General features: G+C 42.8%; 15 protein-coding genes and 3 tRNA genes. 9 read left to right on the top strand and 9 right to left on the bottom strand.

Annotated features, from left to right (window positions below; genetic code table 11):
* Positions 1-160 precede the first annotated feature (160 nt).
* Positions 161-2,788: a Lon protease family protein gene (locus QTA56_RS00980; RefSeq protein WP_267979092.1), complete on the top strand. Its 2,628-nt coding sequence runs from the start codon at positions 161-163 to the stop codon at positions 2,786-2,788.
* A 55-nt stretch (positions 2,789-2,843) separates the two neighbouring features.
* Here QTA56_RS00980 and QTA56_RS00975 read toward each other — a convergent pair whose 3' ends face one another.
* From QTA56_RS00975 to surE, 3 genes are all read right to left on the bottom strand, one after another.
* Positions 2,844-3,773, bottom strand: coding sequence for a LysR family transcriptional regulator (locus QTA56_RS00975; protein WP_267979091.1), 930 nt, complete (start codon positions 3,771-3,773; stop codon positions 2,844-2,846).
* A 129-nt stretch (positions 3,774-3,902) separates the two neighbouring features.
* Positions 3,903-4,736, bottom strand: coding sequence for a peptidoglycan DD-metalloendopeptidase family protein (locus QTA56_RS00970; protein ID WP_267979090.1), 834 nt, complete (start codon positions 4,734-4,736; stop codon positions 3,903-3,905).
* A 110-nt stretch (positions 4,737-4,846) separates the two neighbouring features.
* On the bottom strand, positions 4,847-5,623 hold the full coding sequence (surE, locus tag QTA56_RS00965) for a 5'/3'-nucleotidase SurE (protein WP_267979089.1): 777 nt from the start codon (positions 5,621-5,623) through the stop codon (positions 4,847-4,849).
* Positions 5,624-5,726: 103 nt separating this feature from the next.
* Here surE and QTA56_RS00960 point away from each other — a divergent pair, with 103 nt between their 5' ends.
* The 4 genes from QTA56_RS00960 to QTA56_RS00945 all read left to right on the top strand — a co-directional run bounded on the left by QTA56_RS00960 (position 5,727) and on the right by QTA56_RS00945 (position 8,541).
* Positions 5,727-6,098: an MCR_0457 family protein gene (locus QTA56_RS00960; protein ID WP_267979088.1), complete on the top strand. Its 372-nt coding sequence runs from the start codon at positions 5,727-5,729 to the stop codon at positions 6,096-6,098.
* A gap of 151 nt (positions 6,099-6,249) precedes the next feature.
* The gene (locus QTA56_RS00955; protein ID WP_267979087.1) at positions 6,250-6,651 is read left to right on the top strand and encodes an MCR_0457 family protein; all 402 of its coding nucleotides are present in this window, start codon (positions 6,250-6,252) and stop codon (positions 6,649-6,651) included.
* 114 nt (positions 6,652-6,765) lie between these two features.
* Complete coding sequence (gene dacC / locus QTA56_RS00950) at positions 6,766-7,914, top strand: D-alanyl-D-alanine carboxypeptidase PBP5/6 (RefSeq protein WP_267979086.1); 1,149 nt, start codon at positions 6,766-6,768, stop codon at positions 7,912-7,914.
* A 90-nt stretch (positions 7,915-8,004) separates the two neighbouring features.
* The gene (locus QTA56_RS00945) at positions 8,005-8,541 is read left to right on the top strand and encodes a gamma carbonic anhydrase family protein (protein ID WP_267979085.1); all 537 of its coding nucleotides are present in this window, start codon (positions 8,005-8,007) and stop codon (positions 8,539-8,541) included.
* 9 nt (positions 8,542-8,550) lie between these two features.
* On the opposite strand, the gene QTA56_RS00940 is transcribed toward QTA56_RS00945, so the two are convergent.
* Together QTA56_RS00940 and QTA56_RS00935 are read right to left on the bottom strand one after the other, a co-directional pair.
* Positions 8,551-8,976, bottom strand: a complete 426-nt coding sequence (locus QTA56_RS00940; RefSeq protein WP_267979084.1) for a type II toxin-antitoxin system VapC family toxin — start codon at positions 8,974-8,976, stop codon at positions 8,551-8,553.
* The gene (locus QTA56_RS00935) at positions 8,973-9,197 is read right to left on the bottom strand and encodes a hypothetical protein (RefSeq protein ID WP_267979083.1); all 225 of its coding nucleotides are present in this window, start codon (positions 9,195-9,197) and stop codon (positions 8,973-8,975) included. Before QTA56_RS00935 ends, QTA56_RS00940 begins: the two co-directional genes overlap by 4 nt.
* A gap of 143 nt (positions 9,198-9,340) precedes the next feature.
* Here QTA56_RS00935 and QTA56_RS00930 point away from each other — a divergent pair, with 143 nt between their 5' ends.
* The 4 genes from QTA56_RS00930 to purB all read left to right on the top strand — a co-directional run bounded on the left by QTA56_RS00930 (position 9,341) and on the right by purB (position 13,210).
* A complete protein-coding gene (locus QTA56_RS00930; protein WP_267979082.1) occupies positions 9,341-9,829 on the top strand; it encodes an NUDIX hydrolase in 489 nt (162 codons plus the stop codon).
* A gap of 4 nt (positions 9,830-9,833) precedes the next feature.
* A complete protein-coding gene (mnmA, locus tag QTA56_RS00925) occupies positions 9,834-10,967 on the top strand; it encodes a tRNA 2-thiouridine(34) synthase MnmA (protein ID WP_267979081.1) in 1,134 nt (377 codons plus the stop codon).
* A gap of 33 nt (positions 10,968-11,000) precedes the next feature.
* The gene (gene hflD, locus QTA56_RS00920; RefSeq protein ID WP_267979080.1) at positions 11,001-11,732 is read left to right on the top strand and encodes a high frequency lysogenization protein HflD; all 732 of its coding nucleotides are present in this window, start codon (positions 11,001-11,003) and stop codon (positions 11,730-11,732) included.
* A gap of 89 nt (positions 11,733-11,821) precedes the next feature.
* Positions 11,822-13,210, top strand: a complete 1,389-nt coding sequence (purB, locus tag QTA56_RS00915) for an adenylosuccinate lyase (protein WP_267979079.1) — start codon at positions 11,822-11,824, stop codon at positions 13,208-13,210.
* Between the two features lie 111 nt (positions 13,211-13,321).
* On the opposite strand, the gene QTA56_RS00910 is transcribed toward purB, so the two are convergent.
* The 4 genes from QTA56_RS00910 to QTA56_RS00895 form a co-directional block, all read right to left on the bottom strand.
* A complete protein-coding gene (locus QTA56_RS00910; RefSeq protein WP_267979078.1) occupies positions 13,322-14,491 on the bottom strand; it encodes a winged helix-turn-helix domain-containing protein in 1,170 nt (389 codons plus the stop codon).
* A gap of 267 nt (positions 14,492-14,758) precedes the next feature.
* Positions 14,759-14,832: transfer RNA gene (locus QTA56_RS00905), tRNA-Trp, on the bottom strand.
* A 66-nt stretch (positions 14,833-14,898) separates the two neighbouring features.
* Positions 14,899-14,983: transfer RNA gene (locus QTA56_RS00900), tRNA-Leu, on the bottom strand.
* A 147-nt stretch (positions 14,984-15,130) separates the two neighbouring features.
* Positions 15,131-15,204 (bottom strand) — tRNA-Trp (locus tag QTA56_RS00895).
* Between the last annotated feature and the right edge of the window lie 51 nt (positions 15,205-15,255).

Genomic DNA, 15,255 nt, shown 5'->3' with positions numbered 1-15,255 from the left:
ATTCAATCGTGTCTTGCGCCTGCTTGCAAGTTGCTTTATGCAATCAAATAAAGTCATTGTTTTGTTTTGTCGATAAAAAACACAAGTTCGCTTGATCTTTAGACCTAAAACTGTATACCTTTAATTCACCACATTTCGTTTTATTTGTTGGATAGTAATAGTGACCCAAAAACTCGATCAAATGACTGCAACAACTTTATCCTCAACACCAACAAACACGATTACAGCAAAAATCAATTCATTTCCAAGTGCTTTTGAACAGACGGACATCCAGGCAACCCTACTTAAAACGGCATTACATGCACACCAACTGACGCATACGCCAGATTTGGCTGAAATTCCAAGTTCAACCAAACGAATTAAGCCCCTGAATAATTTTTTAGGACAGGATCGCGCCCGCGCCTCAGTCGAGGCAGGGATCTCATTGCCTTATTCGGGCTATAACATTTTTGCCGTGGGTACGGCTGGTCTTGGTAAACGAACCATGATCAAGCGTTTGCTCCAACAGCACGCCAAAACCATGCCTACCCCTGACGACTGGGTCTATGTCAATAATTTCAAGAATCCAAGACAACCGATTGCCCTGTGCTTCCCAGCGGGACAAGGCAGCAAATTTCAAAATGCCTTGCAGCAGGCATGGCAAGTTATCTTAAAGCAGTTGGAACGCCGTTTTAGTGCGGAAACCTATCACAACCGTATTGAACGTATCCGTCAGGATACGGGTGATGTACAGCAACAGGCATTGGTTGAACTGACCAAAGAGGGTGAGGAACTCGATTTAAAATTGATTTCCCGCAATGACAAGCATGTCTTTATTCCGATGCAGTTGAAAGACAATGAATATCATGAACTCACCCAAAATGACCTAAACGCATTAACAAGCAAGGAACGTGCTGAAATCAACTCCAATATGCGTTATATGGAGAAAAAACTGGAACGTCTGGGTTTACATCTGGGCGATCTGGAAGATGATGCACGGGATCAGGTGTCCAGCTTAAACCGTGATATTGCCACCCAGGTGGTGATGCCCCGTATTGAACTGATTTTAAACAAAAATAAGGAGGTTAAAGGTCTCGATATTTATTTAAAACAATATGCAGAAGACATCATTGACAATGTTGAGTTGATTTTAGAGCAAGAGGAAGATGACTTTACCCCTGCACTGTTCAACCGCGTACCCTCACGCTATCAGGCTAATGTCATTGTTGCCAATAAACCAAATAGTGGTGCACCCGTTATTTTTGAAGATTTTCCAACGCACTACAATTTACTGGGTCATGTAGAGCAACTGACTCACAATGGTACGATCACTACCGATTTCACCCTGATTCGCCCTGGTTCACTGCATCGGGCCAATGGTGGCTTTTTGATGCTGGAAGCGGAACAATTGCTGGAGCAGCCTTATGCGTGGCAAGGTCTGAAACGTGCCTTAAAATCTGGACAGCTCAAGCTTTCTTCACTGGAACATATGCTCACCCTCACAGGCAGCATCTCCATTGAACCTGCATCTGTTCCACTTGATATTAAAGTGGTTTTATTAGCCGAACCTGAAATTTATTATGAAATTCTAGAAGTAGAACCTGAACTTGGCAGTGTGTTTAAAATCCGTGCCGACTTCACCGATACATTACAACGTAATGACAGCAACGAACAGGCTTATATGCAGTTGATTGCCGACTATGTTCAGGCAGATAAATTACTTCCCTTTGACCGTTCTGCACTAGCCGCATTGCTTACTGATTCCAGCCGTCAGGCTGAGGATCAAAGCTCTTTGTCATTACATGCCTCAACCCTTGGTGACCTGATCCGCGAAGCGCATCACCATGCCTTTAAAGCGGGTGACAAGATTGTCACCGACCAGCATGTCAACCAGGCCCTGCACCATCGTCAATATCGTTTAGGCTATTTACGTGAGCTCTACTGGCAAGACCTGTCTCGTGGCACACAGTTGATTGAAACTTCTGGGCATCGTCTCGGTCAAATCAATGCCCTTTCTGTGATTCACTATGCCGATGTCGAGTTTGGCTTACCTTCTCGCCTGACCGCCTCTGTTTATCAAGGTGGTGGCGATATTCTGGATATTGAACGCAGTGTGGAGCTGGGTGGCTCATTGCATGCCAAAGGCGTATTGCTCATGTCGAGCTTCCTAAAAGCCCACTTTGGCCGTGAACAAATCCTGCACTTCTCTGCAGCCTTGGCGTTTGAACAAAGTTATGGACAGGTAGATGGGGACAGTGCCACCGTTGCCGAACTTTCTGCGTTAATTTCCGCAATTTGCCAAATCCCGATTGATCAGTCCTGGGCAATTACAGGCTCGATGAACCAGTTGGGTCAAGTACAACCGATTGGTGGAGTGAATGCCAAAATTGAGGGCTTCTTTGATGCCTGTAAGTTGCAAGGCTTTACAGGCAAACAAGGTGTGATTATTCCACGCCAGAACATGCAACACCTGATGCTACGCCAGGACGTGATTGAAGCAGTACAAACGGGGCAATTTCATGTCCATGCGATTGACACCATTGATCAGGCGCTGGAAATCCTGATGGCTCGTCCAGTTGGCACCCTCGACAAGAAAGGCCGATACAGCAAAAACTCCATTTATGCCGCCGTGATGGAACAGCTGGAATATTGGCAAGCCATTGAGGATGGTGAAGCCATCGAAGAGGAACAGCACAAGAAAAAGAAAAAACGTAAGAAAAGCAAAAAGGCTGAAACAGAGACCAAAGCTCCCGAGGAAACGGTAGTCGAGGTTAAAACCCTTAAGGCCTTAGCTAAAAAACGTAAATAATCCATAAAAAAAGCCATGCTCTCTTAAGCATGGCTTTTTGGTTTTATTGATCAGTTCAAGCAACGCCCTGCAAAGAACGCCCACCTGGTAACTGCACAAAATATTGTTTCAACGCATCAATACAGCGGTGTACTTTCATTGGATACTGTTCACGCTTGGAGGTTAAGGCATGCAAGGTATAGGCAGGCATGTGCCAGTCAGGCAACACCTCAACCAGCGTGCCATTAATCAGCTCTTTCTGGATGTCCATGTATAAAATACGTGCCAGCCCAAGTCCCTGTTGGCAAAGTGATTTTGCCACAAAAACATTATTGGTGCCCAAACGCGTCTTCATGTCAACATTGACAATTTCCCCACTTAAACCGTGACGGAATGCAAAATGTTGATAGTTCTGCATTAAGGTGACTGGAAGCAATTCATGATGACGCAAGTCTTCTGGACGGGTAATCGGTGGCGCCTGATTCAGGTAACTTGGTGAAGCGACCAATACCTGGTCCACCCGAGCCAAAGGTACGGCGGTCACATGGTGGTCATCCACCCGTAAGCTCATGCGAATCGCAATATCAATACGCTCTTCAATCAAGTCAATATAGCGATGGTCTGCTTCAAAATGAATGGCCAATCCCTTATGGGCCGACATCCAGTGTGACAAGGCTGGAATGACATGCAGCGCACCCAGCTCAGGCGTGGTTGCAATACGCAAATCTCCCACCAGATCATCACGCAATTCGTTAATACGGATTTTGCCACGCTCTGCCGCAGCCAGCATTTCCTGACAGCTTAAAAAGAATGCTTGACCCGCCTCGGTTAGACTCAGTTTTCGGGTCGAACGATGAAGTAAGGTGACATCCATTTCTTGTTCTAAAGATCGGATTTGTTGACTGACCGCACTGGTTGTAATGCCCAGCTCTCTTGCTGCACCGCTAAAAGAACTTTTTTCTACAACGCAAGCAAAGACCCCCATTGCACGCAATTGATCTAACATAGACTTCCCTCGTAATTTATTAATATGCTTATTGTTCTAATAAAAGCAAACAAGCCTAGTATACAGAAAAGTCTATTTGTGGAATAGCTATTATTAACAAATTGTTGAAAGTTTGTTAAATAACATAAATTAATTAGGTAAAACTGTTGTTGGATTCACAGGTTTACCATCTAGACGAACCTGAAATTCCAGCATCACACGGGTAGCGCCAGAAGAACCCATCTCTGCGATTTTTTGCCCTGCGGTGACATTGTCCCCACTCTTCACCAGCATCTTGCTGTTATGGGCGTATGCCGTGATGTAACCGTCAATATGCTTGATCAACACCAAGTTTCCATATTCTTTCAGACCATCCGCTGCATAAACCACCTGACCGTTTGCAGCGGCAAATATTGGATCGCCCTCATTGCCGCCATAGCGAGTACCTTTCACGTTACCCGCAAGATTAAAGCTCTGAATGACCGCACCATTTGATGGTTTTACCCAACGCAGGCTAGATGCCAGAGTTGAAGAGGATGGATTTACGGGAGCCACTGGAACAACAGGCTGAGTTCTAGGAACCACAGGTTGCGGTTTTGGAACCACTGGCTGTTGTGCTGGCAAATTAATGCTCTGGCGCTGGATTGGAGCCGCTTGGGTAATCGCCTGGGTTGAGGTGGTACGCTGCGCCACAGAACCCTTTAAGCGTAGAGACTGGTTGACATAGATGCGGTACGGCGCCGCAATGTCATTCAATGCGGCAATATCCAGATAATTCAGGCCATAGCGATTTGCAATCCCACTCAAGGTGTCGCCTGAACGCACTGTATAGTAATTTGGTGCCTGTACATTGCGAACGCCACCATTCACCTGCGGTTTAGATGCACAACCAGTAACCACCGCTGTGAGTGTTACCACCGTAGACAGTACGATTGTTTTCATCATTTTTTGTGATAGAAAAATCGAAACATGATTTAAGTGCATCTTCGCCCTCATCGAAAAAACCTTAACTTATTTGCGCCTAAGAGTACCAAAAAAGTGAGAAAAAACGAGTTCTCACTTTCCATATTCACAAAGTTATAACATTTAGGTGCTTATTCAGGTCCATTCATATAGGTATGTAGATTGTCCAGTACCGCATAATTTGTCGCATCCATCTGGATTGGGGTGATGCTGACATAGCCATTCGACACCGCAAAAAAATCAGACTGGATATGGCTGGAAGCCGACTGTGGATCAGTCACCGCCTCTCCAGCAAGCCCAATCCAGTACACCTGACGACCACGCGGATCAACATGGCTGCTGATTGGCTTGGACTGCGCACGGCGCCCCTGATAAGTCACCTGTGCCCCCTTGATCTGCTCAACATCGGGAATGTTAATGTTAAAGATATGACGCGGTGGCAACACAGGCAGCCCTTTGGCAATGAAGTCATGTACCCATTGTGCCGCTTGCGCATAATGCTGCGGATGTTCATAGGAACGTACATTTACACCCGCCAAAGACACGGCAATTGCTGGATGTTTCATCAATCTTCCCTCAAATGCAGCCCCAACCGTACCTGAATATAGAACATCATCGCCCAGATTGGCGCCACTGTTGATTCCACTGACCACAAGGTCAAATTCGAAATCAAACAGGCCATTCATGGATAAGTAGACACAGTCCGCAGGTGTGCCATTGACAGCCCAGACATCTTCGGAAATGGGGATGGGACGTAAGGGCCGATCTAGCGTTAGGGCGCTTGAATACCCACTACGCTCACTTTCAGGGGCAACCACCACAACCCGCCCCAAAGATTTTAACGCCTGCGCCAAGGCTTGCAGTCCAGGTGCAAATACACCATCATCATTTGCAATCAAGATATTCACTAAAGTTCTGTCTCTTCAAAAATTACTGTGCAGTTTTTTCAATTGAAATATTCATTGAATTATATATATTTATATCTTCATAGTATTAGAAATTTATGCAGCCATGAGACATTTATCCAGTTTTGTTCGAGTTTTAGCGGTTAGTTTCACATTTCTTGCGGCACCAGCAGTTTTTGCTGACGCAGCTTCAGTAAAAGAAGCGGATGCATTGATTAAGGATGATATTGCCAATGCGCAAGTGCTGATTGAGATGTGTCCTAACCTGATCGGTAAGAATGCAAAATTTGACCAGAATATCAAAAAAATGGTGGGTTCTTATTTGGGTAGTTACTCAGATAAGTCTGCTTCACTTGAAAGCCTGCAAAAAGATGGCGAATTCAACACTTTATTAAAAGATGCCCGTCAAGCTGCAACAGAGGTTGATAAGGCTGAACAGAAAGCGGTATGTGAAGAAGTATTGAATTTTGAGGGCTAAACAGGCCATTCAGACATTAAGGTGGTTTTAGATATTGATATTTAAAACCACAGTTTCTCCATATTCCCTACAGCAAACATACAAATTTTTATCTGTTTTTATGCTATAAGTTGTTCAAATTCTTTAAGTCTTGTTTTGAGTTTGATTTCTTATGAAGAAAAATGTTGTAAAAACACTAGGTTTATCATTCCTCATCGCTGCCAGCACTTTTGTTCCTACCGCATTCGCAGCAGACAAACAGCCTGAAACTGAAAAGATTGAAGTCACCCCAATGTCTGATGAAGTCTCCCCACAAGAGCTTGCGGTCATTTATGTATTGTCTGAAACCTGCCCAACCCTGATTGGCAAGGATTTAAAGTTCAATAAGGCTTACGATACACTGGTTAAGTCCTATTTATCCAATGAAAAAAATGCGGTTGAGATTCTCAGCAAACGCATGCAAACCAAGGAATATAAGGAACCCTTGAAAGAAGCCCGTGACATTGCCAAGGCAGCCTCGGATGAAGATAACCGTCAAATCTGTGATGATGTCCGTAATTATTATTCCAAGTAACCGATTTGCTACAATAGCATGATAAAAAGCCAACTTCGCCCATAGCAGTCGGCTTTGCTTTGTCCTAAAATGCTAGGCTCTTCTGCTTCATACAAGATATTGGAACCACCTAGAATGACTCAAAAAAGCGCTCTTGCTGCATTACTACTTTTGCCAAGCTTTTCATATGCAGCAACTGTCCTATCTGCTCCACCAGAATTAAATAATAAATCCTATGTGCTCATGGATTATGAGACAGGACAGATTCTCGCTGCCAAAAACGAAAATGAAAAACTTGCGCCTGCATCTATGACAAAAATGATGACAAGCTACATCATAGAGCAGAAACTTTTAAAGGGTGAATTGACTGAAGATGAACAGGTGCGGATGAATGAATCTGCATGGTGCCGTGGTAGCAGCACTGAATCCTGTATGTATGTACCACTCAATGGGACCGCGACTGTTCTGGAAATGCTGCGTGGTATTATCATCCAGTCTGGAAATGATGCTTCTAAGGCGGTTGCTGAACACGTTGCAGGCAATGAGGGCACATTTGCCCACATGATGAACCAGGAAGCCAAACGTATTGGCATGGTGAACACCCATTTCATCAACTCAACAGGGATGCCAGCGGAAGGACATTACTCAACTGCAAAAGATATGGCGGTCCTTGCCCAGCACATCATCAAGGACAGTTCCAAATACTATCCAATCTATTCTGAAAAAGAATTTACCTTTAATGGCATCAAGCAAGGCAACCGTAATGCCCTGCTTTACACTGACCCAAGTGTTGATGGCCTCAAAACAGGTCATACCGAAGAAGCGGGTTACTGTCTTACCACCTCAAGCAAACGTGGTCCAATGCGCCTGATTTCCGTGATCTTTGGTACCCCAAGCATGAATGAGCGTGCCAATCAGACACGTACCCTTTTAGCTTGGGGTTTTGCAAACTTTGAAACGGCTAATGTACAACCAGCCAATCAGGTGCTTGCAAAAGCCAAGGTCTGGTTTGGTAAGGAAGATGATGTTCAGATTGGTTTAGCTGAAAACTTCAACGTGACCATGCCGAAAGGTCAGGCTGACAAAATCAAGACCCAGCTTGTGGTACAACCTAAACTGAATGCGCCTTTGGCAAAAGGTCAGGTCGTTGGTAAATTGGTGGCCAGCCTTGACGGTAAAGTGATTGCTGAAAAACCACTGGTTGCACTCAAACCTGTGGAAGAAGCTGGCTTCTTTGCCCGTATGATTGACCATATCAAGATGTTCTTTAGCAACTTGTTCTAATTTTAGAATTGCCAAATCAGGCACCCACACACTTTAGTCTGGGTGCCTTTTTATTTTATAATTCATCCATATTTTATTTTGATACTGACCATGACCAAGAATATCCGCCCTTATCTCGACCATTATCCTGAAATTGATCCAAGTTGTTATATTGATGAAATGTCTGTGGTCATTGGTGACGTAAAACTGGCAGAGAATGTTTCAGTATGGCCTTTCGCCGTGATTCGCGGGGATGTCAACTCCATCCAGATTGGCAAAAATAGCAATGTACAGGATCATTGCATGCTGCATGTCAGTCATAAGAATCAAGCTAAACCGAATGGTTCACCACTGATCATTGGTGAGGATGTGACGGTTGGGCATCATGTGACCTTGCATGGCTGTACGATTGGCAACCGTGTTCTGGTGGGTATTAAAACCGTGATTCTGGATAACGTGATAGTTGAAGATGATGTGATGATTGGTGCTGGGAGTTTAGTACCACCACGTAAGGTTTTAAAAAGTGGTTATTTATATATGGGTAGTCCTGTACAACAAGTTCGTGCACTGACTGAAAAAGAAATGGAGTTCCTACTTTATTCGGCACGTCATTATGTGAAAGTGAAAGATAATTATAAAAATAGCTAAACCAAAATTTTAGTTATCCCAAGGATTATATAAAGGAATATCAACTTTCTCAAAATCTTTAGTATTTCGAGTGACCAAACCTAAATTATGATGTAATGCTGTTGTGGCAATAAATAAGTCAGGTTGTGAGTAGGTATACCCTTGTTTGCGACCTTGTTCCAATAAAATACGCCATTTCAATATAATTTCTTCATCAAGAGCAAGTACACGATTCATAAAAAATGGACGTAACTCTTTATCCAACCAAATACTTAAAGCTTGTTGTTTTTGTATATCAGCAATTCTTTCTATTCCAAAACGAATCTCAGCAAATGTAATCACACTCACAAATAAAGATTCGTTACGTTGTTCAGCAATAAATTTTAAAACTTGTGGGTGAGGCTTGGAACGGCGTAATTCAGAGAGGATATTCGTATCTAACAACCAACCTTTCACAAATTTATTTCCCGAATAGATGAATATTCAGGCTCTACTTGTGTTAGCTCAATTTCTTTATAAGGTGAATTTTGCATAACCTCAATCAGCGATACCGTTTTTTCCTGACGTTGTGCTATCACTTGCCTTAATAATGTTGCAATCGCAGACGATGATAATAACCCTGCATGTCTTGCCTGCTCTACAATGTCCTCAGGTAAATCAAGTATAATTGTTGTCATATCAAACGCCTCTCATAATATTAAAATAATATAGCATAAATTTTAATCGCTAAAATTACATTAAAAAATTGAATACATTTTGAATCATAGCCAAAAACCCTCAAATTTTGTAGAATACGTTTTTTAAAACCATGGTGCTTTCTATGACCGCTTGGACACCTCATGTCACAGTTGCCACTGTTGTCGAAAAAGATGGACGTTTCCTGTTTGTCGAAGAACACAGCGAAGGCTTTGTACATACCGTGTTTAACCAACCTGCGGGTCATATCGAATGTGGTGAAACCATTATCGAAGCAGCAATACGTGAGACCTTAGAAGAAACAGGTCATCACGTCGAAGTTGATCACTTGCTCGGTATCTATACGTATACCCCACCGATGTTTCCTAACCGTACTTACTACCGTTTTTGCTTCTTGGCACACGTCACTGCTGTAGAAGAAAATGCGCAACTGGATACAGGTATTGTTGGTGCAGTGTGGATGAATCTGGACGAGTTACAAGAATCAGCGCGTGCGCGTAGTCCATTGGTTTTAAAAGCAGTTGAAGATGCCCTTGCTGGCAAAAAATATCCTTTATCGCTTATTTATGAGCACCCGTTCTCTCCCTCATTAACTTCTCATTTGGATGCTTAATTAGATGCAACAACGTGTCATCGTCGGTATGTCTGGTGGTGTAGACTCCTCTGTTTCTGCCGCACTGTTACTTCAACAAGGATATCAGGTTGAAGGTCTTTTCATGAAAAACTGGGAAGAAGATGATGGTACGGAGTATTGCACAGCACTTGAAGACCTGGCGGATGCACAAGCCGTTGCCGATAAAATTGGTATTAAACTGCACACAGCCAACTTTGCGATGGAATATTGGGATCGAGTGTTTGAGCATTTTCTGGCAGAGTATGCAGCAGGCCGTACGCCCAATCCTGATATTCTTTGCAACACAGAAATCAAGTTTCGTGCCTTTTTAGATCATGCGATGACGTTGGGCGCAGACTTTATTGCAACAGGTCACTATGCACGTCGTGGTGCGAGTACACAAAATTCTCGTGGTGAGACCTACGCACCATTGTTACGTGGTGTCGATAATAATAAAGACCAAACCTATTTCCTCCATGCCGTTCATGGCCGTGAAATCAACAAAACCTTATTCCCTGTCGGTGAAATTGAAAAGCCACAGGTGCGTAAAATCGCAGAAGAACTTGATTTAGCGACGGCTAAGAAAAAGGATTCCACAGGTATCTGTTTTATCGGTGAACGCCGTTTTAGTGATTTCTTAAAACAGTATCTTCCTGCTCAGGCTGGAAAAATTGTTCTAGACAATGGCAAACAAGTTGGTGAACATCACGGCTTAATGTACTATACGCTCGGTCAACGTGGTGGCATTGGTATTGGTGGTATGAAAGGTGCACAAGAAGGGGCATGGTTCGTATTGCATAAGGATGTTGCCAATAACCGATTGGTGATTGGACAGGGACATGATCATCCACTCATGCAAAGCACACAGCTCTGGAGTGAGTCAATTGACTGGGTTGCTGGTGAACAGGGCATCCCAGCCACTGGTTTCCGATGCACGGCAAAAACCCGTTATCGTCAGCCTGATCAAGCGTGTACAATTTATTGTGATGAACACACAGAAAATGGTATTCGGGTTGAATTTGACCAACCACAACGTGCCGTGACTCCTGGACAAAGCGTGGTGTTCTATTCGGGTGAGGTCTGTTTAGGTGGTGGTGTGATTCACCACACCAATGCACCTCAACCAGATTTTATTTAAGCTGATTTTATTCAAACCGATTGGAAGCAAAGCATGGTGGAGTTACCCTTTCAGCACACTCAGGCGTTGAATGTTCGACAAAACCGTGCTTTGGCATTGGCTGCGGTGTTTCAGGCAACCCAGCTAACGCATATGACGGCGATGGCAGGTCAGCAAAGTATTGGTGAAAGTGGTAATTTTTATTTCGAGTTATTGATCAAGGCCAGCCTAAACATCCGCCCTGCCACCAATAATGCAACCCAAACCCTTGATTTTTTTAACCAGCTTGCAGACATTTCACTGGGTTTAAAAACATTAGAGGGTTGCATTACCCAGCCTTTTAATACTGCACCTAAATCACGTGTTCCTAAAATTGCCACTGCAAAACTACCCATGTCTTATGCCATGGCCCTGTTGCAACTGGAAAAGAAAGTCTATGGCAATCCTGAATATGTCAAGATTATCGAAACAGCCCAACAAAAAATCCTAAAACAGTTATCCTTTTTCGATAACAACTATTTGCACCCGAGTATCATCGCCAATCTGGCACAAACCTATGTTGAAACGGCGGGCCAGATCAATCCACGGATTCTGGTGCGTGGCAATGCCGAAGCATTTAAAGACATCAATCATACCAATCGAATCCGAGCCTGCCTGTTTACAGGTTTACAGCTTGCCCATTTATGGCGGCAACTTGGTGGCAGCTCGTGGAGTATGATCTTTAGTAAACGCAAATTATTGCAAGATATTCAAGCTCTCGCTCGTTTACAGTATCAGGTGGTATAGACCGATGCTGCAACGAATTTATTTTTATGTCGTTTTACAACCTCTCTAAATCTCTCCTATAAGGAGAGACTTTAATTTAAGGAATCTGTATGAATGCTTTAACCGCACTCTCACCACTTGATGGACGTTATGCGAGCAAATGTGATGCGCTACGCCCTTTTTTGTCTGAGTTTGGTTTAATCCACGCTCGTGTCACTGTTGAAGTGCGTTGGTTACAAGCACTTGCCAATCGTGCAGAAATCATCGAAGTCCCAGCATTTTCAAATGAAACCAATGCTGCTCTAGATGCAATTGTTGCTAATTTCTCTGAAGAAGATGCAAACCGTATCAAAGAGATCGAACGCACCACCAACCACGATGTAAAAGCAGTTGAATATTTCCTTAAAGAGAAAATTGCCAACATTGATGAATTACAAAATGCAGGCGAATTTATTCACTTTGCATGTACCTCTGAAGACATCAATAACTTGTCTCATGCATTGATGCTTAAAAATGGTCGTGAAGTTCTCATTGCAAGCATGAAACAAATTCTGAATGCAATTTCAGCTTTGGCAATCACACATGCTGAACAACCAATGTTGTCTCGTACGCATGGTCAAACAGCGAGCCCAACCACTTTGGGCAAAGAGATGGCTAACGTTGCCTATCGCTTAGCACGTCAAATCAAGCAATTTGAAAATGTTGAGTTATTGGGCAAAATCAATGGTGCTGTCGGCAACTACAATGCTCACCTTTCTGCCTATCCTGAAATTGATTGGGCCGCACATGCGCAAGCATTCGTTGAGTCTTTAGGTTTGGCATTTAACCCGTACACCACACAAATCGAGCCACATGACTATATGGCGGAATTGTTTGATGCCTTACGCCGTTACAACACCATCTTGATCGACTTTAACCGTGATGTTTGGGGTTATATCTCACTGGGTTACTTCAAACAAAAATTGAAAGATGGTGAAGTGGGTTCTTCAACCATGCCGCACAAAGTCAACCCAATTGATTTTGAAAACTCTGAAGGTAACTTGGGTATTGCCAATGCGGTATTGGGCCACCTCGGTGAAAAACTTCCAATTTCTCGCTGGCAGCGTGACTTAACTGACTCAACTGTATTACGTAATATGGGTGTTGGTTTTGCACAAAGCCTGATTGCTTTTGATGCCTGCTTAAAAGGTATTGGTAAACTTGAATTGAATGCTGCACGTTTAAATGAAGATTTAGATCAGGCACAGGAAGTTCTTGCAGAACCAATCCAAACCGTGATGCGCCGTTATAACGTTGAAAAGCCTTACGAAAAACTAAAAGCATTGACTCGTGGTCAAGCCATGACCCGTGACATGATGGTGAACTTTGTGAATGGTGATGAACTCGCACAGGTTCCAGCAGATGAGCGTGCGCGCCTAGCTGAGCTTAGCCCTGCAACATATACAGGAAATGCGGCTGAGCAAGCAAAACAAATCAATGACTTGATCAGCAAAATCTAAGTTTTATTCAGCTCCAAAAAAGCAAGGCTTCGGCTTTGCTTTTTTATGCGCCAACATTTTAATTTTTATATTTTTAATTGATAATTTTGAAAAAAATAAATCATCAATCTGTTAATTTAACATACTCAAAAATTGCAAATCACGCTTTTTAGTTTCAATGATAGAACATTTATTAAATACCGTAAATTCCTGTATTGCTGTATTTAAAGCCTCAATGAATGCATCATTGTTTTGCATGGCTTCATTCTCTAAGTGCAAACTCAGAATCTCCAGCCGTTGCTCAGCACGATGTACCTTACAGTCAATTCGACCAACAAAATGATCCATATAGAGTAAAGGCAAACAAAAATAGCCATATACACGCTTGGTTGCAGACACATAACACTCAATTCGATATTCAAAACTAAATAAACAGCTCAAGCGGTCACGATGAATAACAAGGTTATCAAAAGGAGAAAGAATTCTAACGATTGGTTCTACACATGAAGCTTGCTCTAGTACATCCGTTGTAGCATATACTGTTTGTCCATCGGGCATTTTTAAGCTTTGTACAACATTCAAATCAATTTGATCGTTCAATATTCGACGCATCACCTCTCGCAATTCTTTTCCAGCTCGCAAATGCACCAATTGCTTCCATGTGAATACACCATGAGTTCTCAATGTCGTATCAAATAAATACTGCGCAAATTCACGCGTACTGGGTGGCGTTAAGTCAATATTGGATGGCAGACAACGCTCTGCAAGATCATAGACTTTCTCCATGCCATTCCGTTCACATACCATTAAGTCGCCCTGCATAAACAGTTGCTCAATGGCTCGACGGCTTGGACCAGCATTCCACCAACCTGCTGTGTTTTTCTTATTTCCGCTTCCCACATCTCTTAGTTTAATCTGCCCCTCAGCTTTAACCCGAGCCAAAATTTCATTCATCAGATGAGCATCACCCCTAGAAAAATAGCGACTCTCTCCATTTCTTACGGCTGTCATAAATGGAATTGTATAGCGATAGTCACGCATTGGAAGATAGGAAGCCGCATGTGCCCAATGCTCAAAAATATGCTTCTCCCGAACAAGACAGTTCAAATGCTCTAAATCATAATCAGGAACACGACTCCACAACACATGATGATGCGCGCGCTCTACAACCGATATTGTGTCAATCTGCACATAGCCCAAATGCTCAATCGCTTTTCGAGTTCCAGCCAGGCCTCTACCAAATGTATCAGGCTTTCCCAAGCCCTGATTGATCAAGGCCAAACGCCTGAGCAAAGATGTCATAAAACGATCCTATTTATATTTTCATTATGGTCAAAAGACCTATATGTCGTTATTGTCATGAACATACTACACAGACAACTATACCAAAAGTGGCACTTTACTTATTTTATTTGGCACATATAGCAGATTAGATGGTGTAGTAATTAAACTATCAATAGAGGACCAATATTAATCAGTTGGATACAAACAGCTCATTTCAAAAGAAAAGTCACCTGAAAAGAGAAAATAAAAAAGCCCTTGTAAAAAACAAGGGCTTTTTTAAATATTTGGCAGAGGATCAAGGACTCGAACCTTGACGAACGGTTTTGGAGACCGTCATGCTACCATTACACCAATCCTCTATAACAGCATGATCAAATCATAACGACTTAACCATAAAAAAAGCAAGTTACCTTGCTTTTTAAATTTGGTGGGGGCGAAGAGACTCGAACTCTTACACCTTGCGGCGCTGGAACCTAAATCCAGTGCGTCTACCAATTTCGCCACGCCCCCGATGGATGTGTATATTAGAGATAAACGTTTCTGATGACAAGCCCTTTTTATAAAAAAACCATGCATCTGAAACTTAATGCTTTTTTAATATACAGATAAAAAATTATGACATTAAAAAAGGGACTTCTAAAAAGTCCCTTTTAAATTTGGCAGAGGATCAAGGACTCGAACCTTGACGAACGGTTTTGGAGACCGTCATGCTACCATTACACCAATCCTCTATAACAGCATGATCAAATCATAACGACTTAACCATAAAAAAAGCAAGTTAC

Source organism: Acinetobacter thutiue (assembly GCF_030385805.1).
Taxonomy (GTDB): domain Bacteria; phylum Pseudomonadota; class Gammaproteobacteria; order Pseudomonadales; family Moraxellaceae; genus Acinetobacter; species Acinetobacter corruptisaponis.
Note: the sequence above shows the minus strand (reverse complement) of the source record. Positions and strands in the feature narration are given on the sequence as shown.

Bases quoted from the DNA above. Each gene is read 5' to 3' on its own strand.
- QTA56_RS00975 (WP_267979091.1), bottom strand. From the start codon at position 3,773: ATGTTAGATCAATTGCGTGCAATGGGGGTCTTTGCTTGCGTTGTAGAA.
- QTA56_RS00970 (WP_267979090.1), bottom strand. From the start codon at position 4,736: ATGCACTTAAATCATGTTTCGATTTTTCTATCACAAAAAATGATGAAA.
- QTA56_RS00960 (WP_267979088.1), top strand. From the start codon at position 5,727: ATGAGACATTTATCCAGTTTTGTTCGAGTTTTAGCGGTTAGTTTCACA.
- QTA56_RS00955 (WP_267979087.1), top strand. From the start codon at position 6,250: ATGAAGAAAAATGTTGTAAAAACACTAGGTTTATCATTCCTCATCGCT.
- dacC (WP_267979086.1), top strand. From the start codon at position 6,766: ATGACTCAAAAAAGCGCTCTTGCTGCATTACTACTTTTGCCAAGCTTT.
- QTA56_RS00945 (WP_267979085.1), top strand. From the start codon at position 8,005: ATGACCAAGAATATCCGCCCTTATCTCGACCATTATCCTGAAATTGAT.
- QTA56_RS00935 (WP_267979083.1), bottom strand. From the start codon at position 9,197: ATGACAACAATTATACTTGATTTACCTGAGGACATTGTAGAGCAGGCA.
- QTA56_RS00930 (WP_267979082.1), top strand. From the start codon at position 9,341: ATGACCGCTTGGACACCTCATGTCACAGTTGCCACTGTTGTCGAAAAA.
- mnmA (WP_267979081.1), top strand. From the start codon at position 9,834: ATGCAACAACGTGTCATCGTCGGTATGTCTGGTGGTGTAGACTCCTCT.
- hflD (WP_267979080.1), top strand. From the start codon at position 11,001: ATGGTGGAGTTACCCTTTCAGCACACTCAGGCGTTGAATGTTCGACAA.
- purB (WP_267979079.1), top strand. From the start codon at position 11,822: ATGAATGCTTTAACCGCACTCTCACCACTTGATGGACGTTATGCGAGC.
- QTA56_RS00910 (WP_267979078.1), bottom strand. From the start codon at position 14,491: ATGACATCTTTGCTCAGGCGTTTGGCCTTGATCAATCAGGGCTTGGGA.